At 66.8% G+C, this 15,365-nt stretch carries 14 protein-coding genes; 6 read left to right on the top strand and 8 right to left on the bottom strand.

The annotated features are described in order from the left end of the window. Positions 1-17: 17 nt before the first annotated feature. From A5764_RS00790 to A5764_RS00760, 7 genes are all read right to left on the bottom strand, one after another. The gene (locus A5764_RS00790; protein ID WP_067107030.1) at positions 18-800 is read right to left on the bottom strand and encodes an SDR family oxidoreductase; all 783 of its coding nucleotides are present in this window, start codon (positions 798-800) and stop codon (positions 18-20) included. Between the two features lie 2 nt (positions 801-802). Beyond that, positions 803-1,942, bottom strand: a complete 1,140-nt coding sequence (locus A5764_RS00785; protein WP_067107027.1) for a hypothetical protein — start codon at positions 1,940-1,942, stop codon at positions 803-805. Positions 1,943-2,039: 97 nt separating this feature from the next. Beyond that, positions 2,040-2,324 carry a hypothetical protein gene (locus A5764_RS00780; protein ID WP_067107025.1) on the bottom strand — a complete coding sequence of 95 codons (285 nt, stop codon included), beginning with the start codon at positions 2,322-2,324 and terminating at the stop codon, positions 2,040-2,042. 64 nt (positions 2,325-2,388) lie between these two features. Continuing rightward, entirely contained in the window at positions 2,389-3,582 is a 1,194-nt protein-coding gene (locus A5764_RS00775; RefSeq protein ID WP_067107022.1) for a PPE family protein, read from the bottom strand. Between the two features lie 165 nt (positions 3,583-3,747). After that, a complete protein-coding gene (gene dmpG / locus A5764_RS00770; protein WP_067107019.1) occupies positions 3,748-4,803 on the bottom strand; it encodes a 4-hydroxy-2-oxovalerate aldolase in 1,056 nt (351 codons plus the stop codon). A 143-nt stretch (positions 4,804-4,946) separates the two neighbouring features. Further along, positions 4,947-5,879 (bottom strand): acetaldehyde dehydrogenase (acetylating), encoded by a 933-nt coding sequence (locus A5764_RS00765; protein ID WP_067107016.1) that lies wholly within the window; start codon positions 5,877-5,879, stop codon positions 4,947-4,949. Between the two features lie 41 nt (positions 5,880-5,920). Further along, positions 5,921-6,706, bottom strand: a complete 786-nt coding sequence (locus A5764_RS00760; RefSeq protein WP_067107013.1) for a 2-keto-4-pentenoate hydratase — start codon at positions 6,704-6,706, stop codon at positions 5,921-5,923. 72 nt (positions 6,707-6,778) lie between these two features. Here A5764_RS00760 and kstD point away from each other — a divergent pair, with 72 nt between their 5' ends. The 4 genes from kstD (at position 6,779) to A5764_RS00740 (ending at position 12,457) form a co-directional block, all read left to right on the top strand. Continuing rightward, positions 6,779-8,494, top strand: a complete 1,716-nt coding sequence (gene kstD / locus A5764_RS00755) for a 3-oxosteroid 1-dehydrogenase (protein ID WP_067107562.1) — start codon at positions 6,779-6,781, stop codon at positions 8,492-8,494. A 5-nt stretch (positions 8,495-8,499) separates the two neighbouring features. Beyond that, on the top strand, positions 8,500-9,372 hold the full coding sequence (locus A5764_RS00750) for a MaoC/PaaZ C-terminal domain-containing protein (protein WP_067107010.1): 873 nt from the start codon (positions 8,500-8,502) through the stop codon (positions 9,370-9,372). A gap of 186 nt (positions 9,373-9,558) precedes the next feature. Continuing rightward, positions 9,559-11,310, top strand: a complete 1,752-nt coding sequence (locus tag A5764_RS00745; protein ID WP_067107007.1) for a patatin-like phospholipase family protein — start codon at positions 9,559-9,561, stop codon at positions 11,308-11,310. Positions 11,311-11,509: 199 nt separating this feature from the next. Then, positions 11,510-12,457: an adenylate/guanylate cyclase domain-containing protein gene (locus A5764_RS00740; RefSeq protein WP_067107004.1), complete on the top strand. Its 948-nt coding sequence runs from the start codon at positions 11,510-11,512 to the stop codon at positions 12,455-12,457. Positions 12,458-12,501: 44 nt separating this feature from the next. Here A5764_RS00740 and A5764_RS00735 read toward each other — a convergent pair whose 3' ends face one another. Further along, positions 12,502-13,719: a CdaR family transcriptional regulator gene (locus A5764_RS00735; RefSeq protein WP_082951389.1), complete on the bottom strand. Its 1,218-nt coding sequence runs from the start codon at positions 13,717-13,719 to the stop codon at positions 12,502-12,504. Between the two features lie 100 nt (positions 13,720-13,819). Here A5764_RS00735 and A5764_RS00730 point away from each other — a divergent pair, with 100 nt between their 5' ends. Next, positions 13,820-15,151 (top strand): cytochrome P450, encoded by a 1,332-nt coding sequence (locus tag A5764_RS00730; protein ID WP_369807261.1) that lies wholly within the window; start codon positions 13,820-13,822, stop codon positions 15,149-15,151. Continuing rightward, the gene (locus tag A5764_RS00725) at positions 15,148-15,360 is read left to right on the top strand and encodes a ferredoxin (RefSeq protein ID WP_067106998.1); all 213 of its coding nucleotides are present in this window, start codon (positions 15,148-15,150) and stop codon (positions 15,358-15,360) included. The genes A5764_RS00730 and A5764_RS00725 overlap by 4 nt, the downstream gene beginning before the upstream one ends. The last annotated feature ends 5 nt before the right edge of the window (positions 15,361-15,365 follow it).

Here is a 15,365-nt window from a genome sequence, read left to right as displayed (position 1 = left end):
ATCGTCAGCGGCGGTCATTAGTTGTGGTACTCCCCGCAGTTGACGTCCAGGGTCTGCCCGGTGATGCCGCTGGACAGATCACTGGCCAGGAAAAGAATCGCCGACGCCACCTCGTCCTCGGTGGGCAGCCGCTTCAGGTCGGAGTTCGCGGCGGTGGCCTGGTAGATCTGCTCCACTGTGGTGCCGTACTTGCCGGCCTGGTGTTCGAAGTAGCCCTGCAACGTGTCGCCCCAGATATAGCCGGGGGCGACGGAATTGACGCGGATACCCTTCTCGCCGAGTTCGGTGGCCAGTGACTGCGACATGGCCAGCAGGGCGGACTTTGCCATCTTGTACGCGCCGTATTTCGCCTGCGAGTGCCGCAACACCATCGAATTGACGTTCACGATCGACCCCGCCGACTCCTCGAGCGCCGGCGTAAAAGCCTGGATCAGCCGCAGGGCGCCCAGCGCGCTGAGCTCGATGGCGTCTCGAATGTGCTGAAAAGACGTGCCCGCCAACGGTTTCATCGATGGCACCCGGAACGCGTTGTTGACCAGGACGTCGGTCCTGCCGTAGGTCGCCATCGTGGTCTCGACGAGGTAGGCGACCTCGTCGTCGTCGGTGATGTCGGCGCGCACCGCCAACGCCTTGCGCCCGGTGTCGTTGATTTCCTTGGCGACCGCCTCCAGCCGGTCGAGGCTGCGCGCCGCCAGCACCAGGTCGGCGCCGTCGCGCGCGCATCGGTGCGCCAGCGTTGTCCCGAGCCCGGGTCCGACACCGCTGATGACAACGACCTTTCGTTGGAGCATCCCTGACATCGTCACCCCAGCATCCTGGCCGCGATCTGCTGTTGGCGCAACGCGATTCGGGCGCGCCACTGGTCATCGGAGATCTTGTTTTGCTCGAAGTACGGCAGCGCGGCCGGGACCGCATCGAAGTCGAGCAGCTCGACGGTGGGCCCGTCGGCCTCGGTGAGCTCCCGGGACACCCGCTGCCAGCGGAACTGCAAAAAGCCGCGCCGATGGCCCAGCGTCTCGACCCAATTCGCCACACCGGGGTTCTGGTCGGCGACGACGATGCGCACCTTGCCGTCCGGATCCGCTTGAGCCTGAGTGTTGTTCAGCGACGTCTGATGGTTGATGTAGTCAAGCGAGATGTACCACATGCTGCCCAGCTGGAAGCCCAGATACGGAGCGTCGGAGACCGGGATCGTGATGACCAGCGCCTGATCGGGCAGCAGGTCGAAATGTCCCGCCGACGAGTACTGGGTCGCCAGGCCGCCGGGCGTCAACCGGGGCGCGACCATGGTGTTGACCGGGATGTTCAGGTAGAACCACTTCGGGAACTCCAACCACGTCTTGACGCGGTTGACCAGCTGCTTACCCGCTGTCGCGTAACGCTTTTCGATCGTCTGACGGGTCAGCGGCGGGGGCGCGGTACCCGCGGTGTCCAGCCTGGCGATGGACAGCGTGCCGCGCTGCGCCGCCCAGTCGCCGTACACCTCGCGAATCACTAACTGCCCGATGCTCGTCGGCCGCACCCGCCACTCGAAGCTGCCGTCCGCGGCGATCTCGAGCTCGCGGTCGTCGAAGGCGGCCTGGCTGGCGGGCACGTTGTCGTCGGTGTACTCACCTCCGAGCAGCTGGAAGCTCAGGTCGGTGGTGGTTCCGCGCCGACCGGTGACCACGTAGTCGCGGTCGGGCTGCACGCGGGTGCCGAAGTACAGGGTGTCGGGGTTGTCCAGGCCCATCTTGGTGAACGGCCCGGTGCCCGACTGCAGGAACGGATGGTCGCGCTCGTAGTCGAAAGCCAGATGCATACAGCCCGAGATGCACCCGGCCAGGTACTGCAGGCCTTCGAGCAGGTCGGCTTCGGTCTCGATGTGCGGTGCGGCCGCGACGAGTTTCTCGGCCTCGGCGATCGCTTCGGTGAGGGGGCCGGAATAGGGATCAGGGGACACGCCTAGACGCTAGAACGTGTTCTACTTTTTAGTCAATGGCGAACGTTCCCGCGCGTCGTCGGCGGGGTTTAGCAACTTGAGAGACTAGGCCCGCTCGCTAGGGCGCGCACTGCTGGGACAGGTCGATCAGATGCTGCCGCACGTCCGGGTGCCGGCTCAGGTAGTCCAAGACGTTGGGCCCGCCGCCCTCCGCCTGAGATCTGACCTGCAGTTCCGCCTTCACGTCGGGGTGCCGGGTCAGGTATGAGTCGATGGATTGACCCACGGTCTGATTGCATGAGGGATCGGCGTTCGCCACCGGCAGTGCGATCATCACCGACGCGGTCGCGGCCAGCAGTACACCGGCAAGCACGCCCCGACGAGAGCTCCAAGTCACGGTCATGGGACCGAGGTTACCCGCGTTAGCCTGAACCGGACAGCCGCCGAAGGCGGCCTGCGGGCATCGACTACGAAATCTGCCTGACCCGGGTCTCCGACGCTTCCGCGGGCGGTTCCGGCAGGGGCGTCTGCAAAGCCACCCTCTCCCCGGGCTCGCTCGTCTTGGCGGGCGCAGCCTCGGCCGGCGCCACCTCCGCCGCCGGTCCGGCCGCGGCCGGTGTGGTGGTAAGGGGGGTGGCCGCCGCCGGAATCGCAGCTTCGGCGACCTCGGCGGCTTCGGTTTGCACGACCGCTTCCGGTGCGGGCTCCACTGCCGCGTCCTTCGCCACCGGCGGTGCCGGCGGTTGCGCCGACGATTTAGACGATGCCGACGATCCCATCGTCGAGGCGGCCATCATCGCGGCCATACCGCCCGCCCCCATGAGGCCCGTGGGTGCGACGCCGCCGACGCCGCCGCCGACGCCCGCGCTGCCAACGGTGTTGCTACCCGAAGCGACGGCACCGGCGCTGGGATCGGCGCCACCGGCATAACCACTGTCCACGCTTCCGCCGTACACGCCCTCAGAAGCCCCGCCGTCGGTGTATCCGCTGCCACCGCTGCCCACGCTGCCGCCGCCCACGTTCGGGTTGGCCTGGGTCTGGCCGCCGACGGCGCCGCTGCCCGAGGTGCCGGTGCCGCTGCTTCCGGCCGCCTGGCCCGAGTTGCCGGCGATGGCCCCGGCGCCGGGCAGGCTGGGAATGGCCGGCAGGCTGGCCTGTCCCGACAGCAGTTGGCCGGCCGCCGCCGAGGCCCCGCCGTGGTAGCCCACCATCGCCGCCACGTCCTGGGCCCACATCTCCGCGTAGTTGAACTCGGTCGCCGCGATCGCCGGCCAGTTCTGCCCGAACAGGTTGCTCATCACCAACTGCACCAAGCCGTTACGGTTCGCCTGTACCTCCAGCGGGTGGATGGTCGCAGCCAGCGCCGACTCGAACGCGCTCACCACCGCCTGGGCTTGGGCCGCCGCCGCGGACGCCTGAGCCGACGCCGCGCTCAACCACCCGGCGTAGGGGGCGGCGGCGGCCGCCATCGCCGCGGCCGCCGCGCCCTGCCAAGCCTGGCCCGTCAATGCGGAAGTCACCGACGAAAACGACTCGGCCGCCGACGCCAGCTCGCTGGCCAGCCCGTTCCAGGCCGCCGCGGCCTCCAGCATCGGCCCGGAGCCGGCACCGGCGTACATCAGCAACGAATTGATCTCCGGCGGCAACGTTAAAAAACTCATCGAATCCCCTCGCGGCGAATGCAGTCGATACAAACGCTAGGCCAAGACCGACGGAAGGCTTACCGCCTTCCATCAGATTCAAAGAATTCTAGGAGAAGCCGGCGCCCGACGCGCCGATATGCGCTGATCGGCCGAACTCACGACGCCCTACGGTCGGCACCGCCGTCAATGCGTGACGACGGCGCCGCCTTCTTGCTCGCGCTTGATCTCCAGCGCGATGTCGATGAGTTGGTCTTCCTGGCCACCGATCAGCTTGCGCTGGCCGGCTCGGTGCAGCAGCGCGTGGGCCGGGACGCCGTAGCGTTCGGCCTGGCGCACGGCGTGCTTGAGGAAGCTGGAGTAAACCCCCGAGTAGCCCATGATCAGGGCGTTGCGGTCGAGCAGGCATTCGGCGGGCATGGCCGGACGCACCACGTCCTCGGCGGCGTCGGCGATGTCGAAGAAGTCGATGCCAGTCTTCACGCCGATCTTGTCGAAGACCCCGATCAGGGCCTCGACGGGCGCGTTGCCGGCGCCGGCCCCGAAGCGGCGGCACGAGCCGTCGATCTGCTTGGCGCCGGCGCGGACGGCCTCGACCGAGTTGGCGACCCCCAGTCCCAGGTTTTCATGCCCGTGGAAGCCGACTTGGGCGTCGTCACCGAGTTCGGCGACAAGCGCGGCCACCCGGTCGCGGACTCCTTCAAGGACCAGCGCGCCGGCCGAATCGACCACGTAGACGCACTGGCATCCGGCGTCGGCCATGATGCGCGCCTGCGCGGCCAGTTTCTCGGGCGGGATGGTGTGGGCCATCATCAAGAACCCGACGGTTTCCAGGCCCAGCTCGCGCGCCAGCCCGAAGTGCTGGATGGAGACGTCGGCCTCGGTGCAGTGCGTGGCGATGCGGCAGATCGACCCGCCGTTGTCCTGCGCCTCTTTGATGTCGTCCTTGGTGCCGACGCCGGGCAGCATCAGGAACGCGATCTTGGCCTCTGTCGCCGTCTCGGCCGCGAGCTTGATCAGCTCCTGCTCGGGGGTCTTGGAGAAGCCGTAGTTGAAGCTCGACCCGCCCAGCCCGTCGCCGTGCGTCACCTCGATGACCGGCACCCCGGCGGCGTCCAGGGCGGCCACGATCCCGCCGACCTCGTCCTTGGTGAACTGGTGGCGTTTGTGGTGCGACCCGTCGCGCAGCGACGTGTCGGTCATCCGGACGTCCCAGATCGGGTTGAAGAAGATATCACTCATGGGCGCCACTCCTCCTCATCGCTTCGTCCCCCTCGCCGCTGCGCGGCTGGGGGCGCCCCCTGTGCATCGCCATCGGCGCGGGTGCTCTGGCGCCATTCCTCCTATCCCGGCCAAGCCGGGATCATCGTCATCGGCGCGGGTGCTCATGCCTGCACTCCTCCCGCGGTCGCGGACAGGGATTCCTTCGCGATCTCCTCGCCGACCTTGGTGGCCGCCGCGGTCATGATGTCCAGGTTGCCCGCGTACGGCGGCAGGTAATCCCCGGCGCCCTCGACCTCGATGAACGTCGTGACCAGGGCCTGGCCGCCGGAATTGAGCGACGGCTCGTCGAACTGCGGCTCGTTGAGCAGCCGGTAGCCGGGCACGTAGGTCTGCACCTCGGCCACCACTTCGTGGATGGATTTGGCGATCGCCTCGCGATCGGCGTCCTCGGGGATGGCGCAGAAGATGGTGTCGCGCATGATCATTGGCGGGTCGGCCGGGTTCAGGATGATGATCGCCTTGCCGCGCGCCGCGCCGCCGATGGTCGAAACGCCCTTGCTGGTGGTCTTGGTGAACTCGTCGATGTTGGCGCGGGTTCCCGGCCCCGCCGACACCGACGCCACCGACGCCACGATCTCCGCATACGGAACCCCGCCTTTTTCAACCAACGCGCGACTAACGGCATACACGATCGGAATGGTCGCCTGTCCCCCGCAGGTGATCATGTTGACGTTGGGCGCGTCCAGGTGCTCCCGCAGGTTCGCCGGGGGAATCACCGCCGGGCCCACCGCGGCCGGTGTCAGGTCGATGGCCCGGATGCCCGCCGCCGCATACTTGGGCGCCGCGTCGCGGTGCACGTAGGCGCTGGTTGCCTCGAACACCAGGTCGGGTTTCTCGGACTGCGCCAGCAGCCAGTCGACGCCCTCGTGGGTGGTCTCCAAACCGAGCTTGCGGGCCCGCGCCAGGCCTTCGCTTTCCGGGTCGATGCCCACCATCCAGCGTGGTTCCAGCCAGTCGGATCGCAGGAGTTTGTAGAGCAGATCGGTGCTGATGTTTCCCGACCCAACGATGGCCACACTCGCCTTTGAGGGCATCTCAACTCCTGTATCTGGACTAACTCAAAACTAATCCGGGGCTATTCAAACGACAACCGCACCGAACCCAGCCCCGCGAAGTCGGCGACGAACTCATCGCCGGCGCGGGCGTCGATCGCGCGGGTGCACGATCCGGGTAGCACGATGTCGCCCTTACGTAGCCGCACCCCAAAGCTTTCCACCTTGCGGGCCAGCCAGGCCACCGCGATGACCGGATTGCCCAACACCGCGTCGCTGCGGCCCTCGGCGACCACCTCGCCGTTGCGGATCAGCACCGCGTCGATCGCCTTGACGTCCACGTCGCGCGGCGATACGCGGCCCGACCCGAGGACGAACCCCGCCGACGAGGCGTTGTCGGCGATGGTGTCGCACAAGGCGATCTTCCAGTCGGTGATCCTGGTGTCGATCAACTCGATCGAGGGGGCCAGGGCCTCGGTGGCGGCCAGCACGTCGTCCTCGGTGCAGCCGGCTCCCGGCAGGTCCTCCGCCAGGATGAATCCCACCTCGACCTCCACCCGCGGATACAGGTACCGGCCCGCTTTGACCGGGGTGTCTTCGAACACCTGCATCTCGTCGAGCAGGTGCCCGTAGTCGGGCTCGTCGACGCCCATCATCTGTTGCATCGCCAGCGACGACAGGCCCACCTTGTGGCCCACCACCCGGGCGCCTTCGGCGACGCGCTGACGGATGTTGATCAGCTGGACTTCGTAGGCGTCGACGACGTCCAAATCGGGATAGGCGGACGTCAGCGGGGCGATCGGCTCGCGGCTGCGCTCGGCCTGCGCCAGGTCGGCGGCCAGCTCGTCGCGGATCGCAACACTGAGCATTTGCCGAAGTCCCCTCGTTCGTTTGACCGGGTCGGTAGCGCCCAACCCGGGCAATTCTATAACGTGTTCTACATGACAGCGCAGGAGGAGTACGACGTCGTCGTGGTCGGGAGCGGCGGCGCCGGCATGGTCGCCGCCCTTACCGCCGCGCACCGGGGCCTATCGACCATAGTCATCGAGAAGGCCCCGCATTACGGCGGCTCCACCGCGCGTTCCGGGGGCGGCGTCTGGATTCCGAACAACGAGGTGCTCAAGCGCGACGGCGTGCGGGACACCCCCGAGGCGGCCCGCACCTACCTGCACGGCATCATCGGCGACTCGTCGGTAAGCAAAGTCGAGCCGGAGCGCATCGACGCCTACCTCGAGCGCGGACCCGAGATGCTGTCGTTCGTGCTCAAGCACACGCCCCTGAAGATGTGCTGGGTGCCGCGCTACGCCGACTACTACCCGGAGGCGCCAGGTGGCCGCGCGGAGGGCCGGTCGATCGAGCCGAAGCCGTTCAATGCCCGCAAGCTCGGCGAAGATGAAGCCGGACTCGAACCTGCCTATGGCAAGGTTCCCCTCAATGTGGTTGTGATGCAACAGGATTACGTGCGCCTTAACCAACTCAAGCGCCACCCCCGCGGGCTGCTACGCAGCCTGAAGGTGGGCGCGCGCACCATGTGGGCCAAATCGACCGGCAAGAACCTGGTCGGCATGGGACGGGCGCTGATCGGGCCGCTGCGGATCGGGTTGCAGCGCGCCGGTGTTCCGGTGCTGCTGAACACCGCGCTCACCGACCTCTACGTCGAGGACGGTGTGGTGTGCGGGGTCTACGTCCGCGACACGGGCGCGCCTGAAACGGATCAAGCATCGGCTGAGCCGCGGCTGATCCGGGCCCGGCGTGGCGTGATTCTGGCCAGCGGCGGGTTCGAGCACAACGAACAGATGCGGGTGAAGTACCAGCGCGCGCCCATCACCACCGAGTGGACCGTCGGCGCCAAGGCCAATACCGGCGACGGCATCGTCGCCGGCGAAAAGCTCGGCGCCGCACTGGATCTGATGGAGGACGCCTGGTGGGGCCCGACGGTGCCGCTGGTGGGCGCGCCGTGGTTCGCGCTGTCGGAGCGCAACTCGCCGGGTTCCATCATCGTCAACATATCGGGCAAGCGGTTTATGAACGAGTCGATGCCCTACGTCGAAGCCTGCCACCACATGTACGGCGGGGAATACGGCCAGGGGCCGGGCCCGGGTGAGAACATCCCGGCGTGGCTGGTGTTCGACCAGCAGTATCGCGACCGCTACATCTTCGCCGGACTGCAACCGGGGCAACGGATTCCGCGCAAGTGGCTCGAATCCGGAGTGATCATCCAGGCCGACACCCTCGAGCAGCTGGCCGAAAAGGCCGGCCTTCCGGTCGACGAGTTCATGGCGACCGTTCGGCGCTTCAACGGCTTTGCGCGGTCAGGCGTCGACGAGGACTACCACCGCGGCGAAAGCGCTTACGACCGCTATTACGGCGACCCCACCAACAAGCCGAACCCGAACCTCGGCGAGGTCAGCCACGCGCCCTACTATGCCGCCAAAATGGTGCCCGGCGACCTGGGCACCAAGGGCGGCATCCGCACCGACGTGCACGGCCGGGCACTGCGCGACGACGGCAGCATCATCGAAGGCCTTTACGCCGCAGGCAATGTCAGTGCCCCGGTGATGGGACACACCTATCCCGGTCCGGGCGGCACCATTGGCCCGGCGATGACGTTCGGGTACCTGGCGGCGCTGCATTTGGCCGGCGAGGCCGGAAGGTAACCATCATGCCGATCGACGTAGAAGTCGCGCTGGCCGCGGAACTCGACCCCATCGAATTCTCCTGGGTGAGCAGCGATATCCAGCTCTACCATCTCGGCCTGGGCGCCGGCGCCGACCCAATGGACCCGCGCGAGCTGCGCTACCTGGTGGACGACACCCCGCAGGTGCTGCCGACGTTCGCCAACGTCGCCGCCACCTTCCACGCCACCAAGCCGCCCACGGTGCAGTTTCCCGGGATCGACATCGAGCTGAGCAGGGTGCTGCACGCCAGCGAGCGGGTCGAGGTGCCCGCGCCGCTGCCGCCGTCGGGCTCCGCGAAGGCCGTCACCCGGTTCACCGACATCTGGGACAAGGGCAAGGCCGCGGTGATCTGGAGCGAGACGAAGGTCAGCGCCCCGGATGGCACCCTGCTGTGGACCCAGAAGCGGTCCATCTTCGCCCGCGGCGAGGGCGGCTTCGGCGGGGAGCGCGGACCGTCCTCCACGGACGCGGCGCCGGACCGCGCGCCCGACCTGGAGGTGAAGATGCCGATCCTGCCGCAGCAGGCGCTGCTGTATCGGCTCTGCGGCGACCGCAACCCGCTGCACTCCGATCCCGAATTTGCCGCTGCCGCAGGCTTTTCCAAGCCCATCCTGCACGGCCTGTGCACCTACGGCATGACCTGCAAGGCGATCACCGACTCGCTGCTGGACGGCGACGCCGGGGCGGTGGCCGCCTACGGCGCACGGTTCGCCGGTGTGGCCTATCCGGGCGAGACGCTCACCGTCGGCATCTGGAAGGAATCGGCGGATTATGGAGGCCGGTTCCTGGCCAGCGTGGTCGCGCCGGCCCGCGACAACGCCGTGGTGCTGTCGGGCGTCGAACTCCTCCCGGCCTAACGCCTTTGCGCCGGGCGCATGGCCGGTAAACTGCGCACTATGCTGCCCGTCCTGCTCCTGGCCGGAGATCGCGATTTCCCGTGCGACAGCTTCGGATGAGCCGGCTCGGCGCGGGACCAAATACCCTGACACTGATCGTGTTTCGGGTATTCTCGGTGCGGGCCGCGATATCGACAGCGGCGCCTCATGAGCGCTGAACGAGAGCCACGGGAACCGGCCGCCGATGCACGAACCGCACTGCGCAGCATTCCGATATTCGCTGAGATCGACGACGAACAACTCGACCAACTTTCGAGCGCCGTAGAACGCCAGCACATCCCCGCCAACGAGTGGCTCTTTCACAAGGGGGAGCCCTCTGACGCCATCTATCTGATTGCCTCGGGCCGATTCGCGGCTGTTGGTCCCGGCGGACAGGTGCTTCGTGAGATGGCATCCGGTGAGTCAATCGGAGACCTGGGCGTGATCACCGGCGCTGCTCGCTCGGCCGGAATACGAGCTCTTCGGGACGGCGTCGTCTGGAGGATCGCCGCCGAAACCTTCACCGAGCTGCTTGCGAAGGCCCCGCAACTGCAATCGGCGATGTTCCGCGCGATGGCGGTGACGCTACGGGATTCGCGATCCGCCAACGTCTCTCGGGGTCTCCGGGTTGTCGGAGTGGTGTCGACCGGCGAAGCGGCTGCGGGCCCGATCGTTGACGCGATTGTGACTCGCCTGGGCTCGCACGGTCAGACCGCGGTGGTCGCGCCGCCCGTCGAAACGACGGCCGCAGCCAATCATTACGGCGAGCTCATCGAAGCCTTCAGCGAGACCCTTGATCGGATGGAGCGAAGCAACGATTGGGTCTTGGTGGTGGCCGATCGTGGCTCGGGCGATATCTGGCGACGCTACGTCGTCGCGCAAAGCGACCGGCTCGTGGTCCTTGCGGATCAAGCCCATCCGCCGGAAGCGCTCGATCCACCGGTTACACAACGGCCGGTGCACCTCCTCACGTGCAAAGGGGTGCCAGATCCGAGCTGGTGGGACGTGCTGCAGCCGGTATCGCATCACTCCGCCAACGACGACGGTTTCGGTGCGCTGGCCCGCAGGATCGCCGGCCGATCCCTAGGTCTCGTGCTCGGTGGTGGGGGCGCTCGAGGGCTCGCGCATTACGGTGTCTACGAGGAGCTCACCCGGGCGGGCGTCGTCATCGACCGGTTTGGCGGAACCAGTTCCGGTGCCCTCGCCGCCGCAACCTTCGCGCTGGGGTTGGACGCCCGGGATTGCACCGCGGCGGCACGGGAGTACGTCGCAGAGACCAAGCCAGTCAGCGACTACACGATCCCGGCGGTAGCCCTCACGCGAGGTCGGCGTGTCGACCGTCTGATAGAAGGATTCTTCGGCAGCAGCACCTTGATGGAGCAGCTGCCGAGGGAGTTTTTCTCCGTCTCTACCGACATCGTCACGGGTGATCAGGTCATCCATCGGCGTGGGCTGCTGTGGGTCGCCGTGCGCGCATCGATCTCGATCCCCGGTCTCCTGCCGCCGGTGCAATACGGCGAGCGGCTCCTCGTCGACGGCGGGCTGCTGAACATCCTGCCGGCCGACGTGATGTGCGCCGATCCGGATGGCGAAGTCATCTGCGTCGACCTGCGTCGAACGTACGTGCCGTCGAAGGGCTTTGGTCCGCTGCCGGAAAAGCTTCAACCGCCCGCCTTCCTGCGGAGGCTCCTGACCGGAACGGATGTAGCCCTACCACCGCTGCAAGAGACGTTGCTTCGCAGCGTTGAACTTGCCGCCCCCAAGGGAGACCTGCGCGAGCTCCCTCGAGTTGCCGCAATCATCGAGCCGGACGTCTCAGCGATCGGTCCCCTGGACTTCAAAAACATTGATGCCGCCCTGGAAGCCGGGCGGATCGCAACCCGGGCGGTTCTCGAAGCGCAGCCGACGCTCGTTCGCTGAGCGCCGGACCGTCGCCGCTGCGCCGCCGCTCCCATCAGCTCGAGCTTGTACTATTACCTCTGCAGCTAACGGCTCAGCATCTTCAGATGGCAGACGCTTCGTGTGGGCACCAGGTCGTCAGAGCGGGCGGGGCAGACAACCAGGAGTCTCGCTCGCGACACCGCCTGGGCCCATGGTCGTGCGGCTAGGTTGTTAAGGCATGCGCTCCGATTGGTGGGACAAGCCGCTGGCCCATCTAGTCATGCACGGGAACGGCGGCGAGAAGAGCGTGCCGATCTTCGATCAACTGTTCGTCGGCCGGCAGTGTGCCGGCATCGACGAACACCGGCGACTGGTCATCGCCGATCCGAACATTTCCCGTAACCACCTCGAGATCCGTTTGGACGTCACCACCGACCGGGCTTTCCTCATCGACACCAGCACCAACGGCACGTTGCTCAACGGCATGCCGCTAGAGCGCGCCGTGCAGGTCCCCATCAAGCCCGACGACCGGATCTCGGTAGGCGACATCGTGCTTATCTTCCGATCGGACCGGTTCAATACCGCCGGCATGACCAACACAAGCCCGACCCTGACTCGCATCGTCGAAGAGACCATGGTGATGGTGGTCGGTGACATCACCAACTACTCGATGATCTCCGAGGTCACCGACAACCAGGTGATCGCCCGGAGCCTGAACTATCTCTGGCACGAACTCGGCCTCGTCCTGCGCGCCCATCGGGGCACGCTCAATCATTACGCCGGCGATGCGCTGTATGCGGTCTGGGAACTGCGGACGATTCCAAAGGCTAGTGAGCTCGCGATCGACTTCGCGCTCGCTGCGAACAAGAAGGTCGAGGAACTAGCACCCACGCTCCCGCTGCGCGGGCCGGACGGCTCGCCGATCCGCATGGGCTGGGGTGTGGTGCAGGGCCGCGCGGCAATCGCCGCAATGACAAGAACGGTCACGGCCGTTATTGGCGACGCGACCAACGTGGCGTTCCGGTTGGCCAGCATTGCCGGGCGGGCCGGGCACCCGGACGTGATGGTCAGCTCCGCTGTGCATGCTGCCGTCGAGGCGCAATACGTCTGGGGCCACGCCGAGCAGGTAGAGATCAAGGGCCGGCGCGGAATGGAGACCGTTTTTCCGGTTGTCGCACGCTCGTGAGACGACCACCCCCGCCATGCCGGGCCCGCCTCTCGGTTCGGGACTCAACGTCCTGTCCAGCGCAGCACCTGCAGCGCAGCGGCCACCTGGACCGGGTTCCGCGCGAGTGGCCGGGGCAATAGGGCTTCGGCGCGCGCCACCCTTCGCATGATGGTGTTGCGATGTGCGTACTGCCGTGCGGCAACTCGACTGACGCTGCCGTTTTCCTCGATGAACGCCAGAAGTGTTTCACGCACCTCCCGAGGAGCTTGCCCGAGGCCACCCAAAGTTTGCCGGACGAACAGCTGTGCGCTTTCGGGGTCACTCGTCATCAACTCCACTAGCTGAACCTCGTCGAAGAAGACCACGCGTTGAGGAGAGTCCAGTCGGGCCACCATGCGCTGTGCGGCAACGGCGTCACGATGGCTGCGCCGGAATCCCTCCACGCCCGCAGCCAGGCCACCGACCGCGACCCGCACGGATCCGGCGGGATCCACAGCGCTACGCAGGTGCTTGCGGTCGATGTCTTCGGTTCCGGGAAGCCACACCCACTTCATGGCTGCGCCCGGCATCACTGTCAGTGACCGATATCGTCGGCTCCTGCCGAGCGTTTCGACGACGTCGTCCACGCCGCGCAGGTCGGCATCGGGTTCCGGTGTCCAGCCAATCAGTGCGGTGTGGGCCTGGTCGAGCCGATAACCGAGCCGTGCTTCGGCTCGTTGCCTGCTGATCGGCGCGCCTTCGAGCACCAGGGCGACGGTTTCACGGAGTTCCGGCTGACTGCCGCGCAGTACTTCTGCCCGTTCGCTGCGCATCATGTCCATGACCCTGGAGGTCGTGGTCTCGACGAAGTCGCTGATCGACCAGGCGATGGTATCCAGGAGGTCCCTGAGCTCGTCCGGGTCACCAGTGACGGTGAACGCCATGTTCACCATGTGCCGAAGCGCCTGCGCCTGACCTGCCCGGTACGCCGCGGTGGCGTTGTCCTCCAGCCCTCGTCTGATGAGATCGCGAGCGATGTGAACAACTTCGCTGCCCAGGGCGGGGTCGACGCGAGCACCCGGGTCTCGCAGATTCTGTGTCGCCCAATGCAGGAAGCTCGCCTTGAATGCTCGTTCGGAGGACGCCCGCAAAACCGGGTCCGCCGCCGTGGCTGCCATCCCGGCCGCCTTCAGCGACTCAACCGTGAGATCTGCCAACCACGCGTCTTGATCCTGAACGAGGGCGCCGGCCATCGAACCCAGCAGCTGCCGCGTCCGCTCGGTGGGGTGCGGAGCGGTCACCTCGGCAGTCTACGACGACGGTGCATAATGCACCATCGTCAATTAGATGTGGTGCTCGCAGCCCCTCCCGTACCGGGCAATCTCGGGTGAGGATGGTCACGTGAGCATTCCTTCTTCACCGCCGTCGTGCCCCATGTCGGCCGGCCATGCGCGTTCCTCGCGGTGGTGGGCGCGAACGACAGCCGGAACGAAGACCCCGGGCGGCGTCCCGGTCTATCCGGAGGATCTGTACTCCGAGGCCGCCATTCGCGATCCCCTTCCGCACTACGCCGCCATGCGCGCCCTCGGCCCGGTCATTTGGCTACCGAAACAGAACCTGTATGCGTTGCCGCGTTACGGCGAGGTCAAGTCCGCGCTTGGCGACGATGACACCTTCCGCTCCCACCAGGGTGTGGCGCTCAACCCGATCTCCCGATCTGTCGGCAAGGACAGCCTTCTCATGACCGACGACCCCGCCCACGCAAGTCGTCGAAAGCTGCAGGCGCACCGGCTGACACCGCGAGCACTACGAACGCTGCACACCCAGATCGAGGAGCTCGCCGAGCAGACGGTGCTCGCCGGCTTGGCCAACGGGCGGGTCGACGGCGTAGCGGACATCGCGTTGAAGCTTCCGCTCGGAATCGTTCCCGACCTCGTCGGGTGGCCGCAACGCGGACGAGAGCACCTCGTCGAGCGGGCGGGCGCCACCTTCGACATGCTCGGGCCCTTGAACAAGCGCGCCCTGCGCTCGCTGCCCAAGACCGCGGCCATGCTGCACTTCGTGCACCGACTGGCTCGTCGCCGCGACGTGCTCCCGGGGAGCATGTCGCACGACGTGCTGCAGGGCATCGAGCAGGGCACGATCAAGCAGTCGCAGCTTCCCGCCGTCTTCATCGACTACCTGGCACCATCGATCGACACGACGGCCAGTGCGATCGCCGCCGCCCTATGGCTTTTCGGCCAGAACCCCGATCAGTGGCGGCTGCTGCGGGCAGAACCCGACCGAGTACCCAACGCGGTGAACGAAATCGTGCGGCTGGAGTCGCCGGTCCGAGCGTTCGGGCGCCGCGCCGAACGTGACGTCGAGATCGGCGGGACTCGAATTCCCGCCGGATCGCGGGTATTGGTCATGTTCGCCTCGGCCAACCGTGACGAGCGTGTCTGGACCGACCCCGACCGTTTCGATATCGAGCGAGATGCTTCCGGCCACGTCGGGTTCGGGTACGGAACGCACGGGTGCGCAGGCCAAGGGCTGGCACGGTTGGAGACGCAGGCAATCCTGCGCTCCCTGCTCCGCCACGTCGACCGTATCGATGTCGACGGAACCCCGGAAAGGGCCGTCAACAACGTGATTCATCGCTTCGAGCGGCTCCCGCTGCGGCTGGTGGCTAAGAGTTCGAGCGCCCCGCCCGATCGGTCAGCGGCGGTCTCGATTCCGAGAGGACAACGATGAAGATCCAGATCGACCGCAACCGCTGCGAGGGCCATGGCCAGTGCGCCGAGCAGGCGCCGACCCTCTTCACCATCGACTCCGAGGGTGAACTCGTTTACCACCGCCAGGGACAGGAGGTTCCGGACGGGCTTGTCGGCCCAGCTCGAGCCGCCATCGACTCCTGCCCGGTGGCGGCCCTCAAGGAGGTCCAGCCGATCAAGCCCGCTTAGCGCTG

This window comes from Mycobacterium sp. 852002-51057_SCH5723018, assembly GCF_001667035.1.
Classification (GTDB): domain Bacteria; phylum Actinomycetota; class Actinomycetes; order Mycobacteriales; family Mycobacteriaceae; genus Mycobacterium.
The sequence above is the reverse complement of the archived record's forward strand: the minus strand, read 5'-3'. Positions and strand labels throughout refer to the sequence as shown.

Excerpts from the sequence above, each read along its gene's own strand:
- A5764_RS00790 (WP_067107030.1), bottom strand. The coding sequence starts at position 800 with ATGTCAGGGATGCTCCAACGAAAGGTCGTTGTCATCAGCGGTGTCGGA.
- A5764_RS00780 (WP_067107025.1), bottom strand. The coding sequence starts at position 2,324 with ATGACCGTGACTTGGAGCTCTCGTCGGGGCGTGCTTGCCGGTGTACTG.
- A5764_RS00775 (WP_067107022.1), bottom strand. The coding sequence starts at position 3,582 with ATGAGTTTTTTAACGTTGCCGCCGGAGATCAATTCGTTGCTGATGTAC.
- dmpG (WP_067107019.1), bottom strand. The coding sequence starts at position 4,803 with ATGAGTGATATCTTCTTCAACCCGATCTGGGACGTCCGGATGACCGAC.
- A5764_RS00765 (WP_067107016.1), bottom strand. The coding sequence starts at position 5,879 with ATGCCCTCAAAGGCGAGTGTGGCCATCGTTGGGTCGGGAAACATCAGC.
- A5764_RS00760 (WP_067107013.1), bottom strand. The coding sequence starts at position 6,706 with ATGCTCAGTGTTGCGATCCGCGACGAGCTGGCCGCCGACCTGGCGCAG.
- kstD (WP_067107562.1), top strand. The coding sequence starts at position 6,779 with ATGACAGCGCAGGAGGAGTACGACGTCGTCGTGGTCGGGAGCGGCGGC.
- A5764_RS00750 (WP_067107010.1), top strand. The coding sequence starts at position 8,500 with ATGCCGATCGACGTAGAAGTCGCGCTGGCCGCGGAACTCGACCCCATC.
- A5764_RS00745 (WP_067107007.1), top strand. The coding sequence starts at position 9,559 with ATGAGCGCTGAACGAGAGCCACGGGAACCGGCCGCCGATGCACGAACC.
- A5764_RS00740 (WP_067107004.1), top strand. The coding sequence starts at position 11,510 with ATGCGCTCCGATTGGTGGGACAAGCCGCTGGCCCATCTAGTCATGCAC.
- A5764_RS00725 (WP_067106998.1), top strand. The coding sequence starts at position 15,148 with ATGAAGATCCAGATCGACCGCAACCGCTGCGAGGGCCATGGCCAGTGC.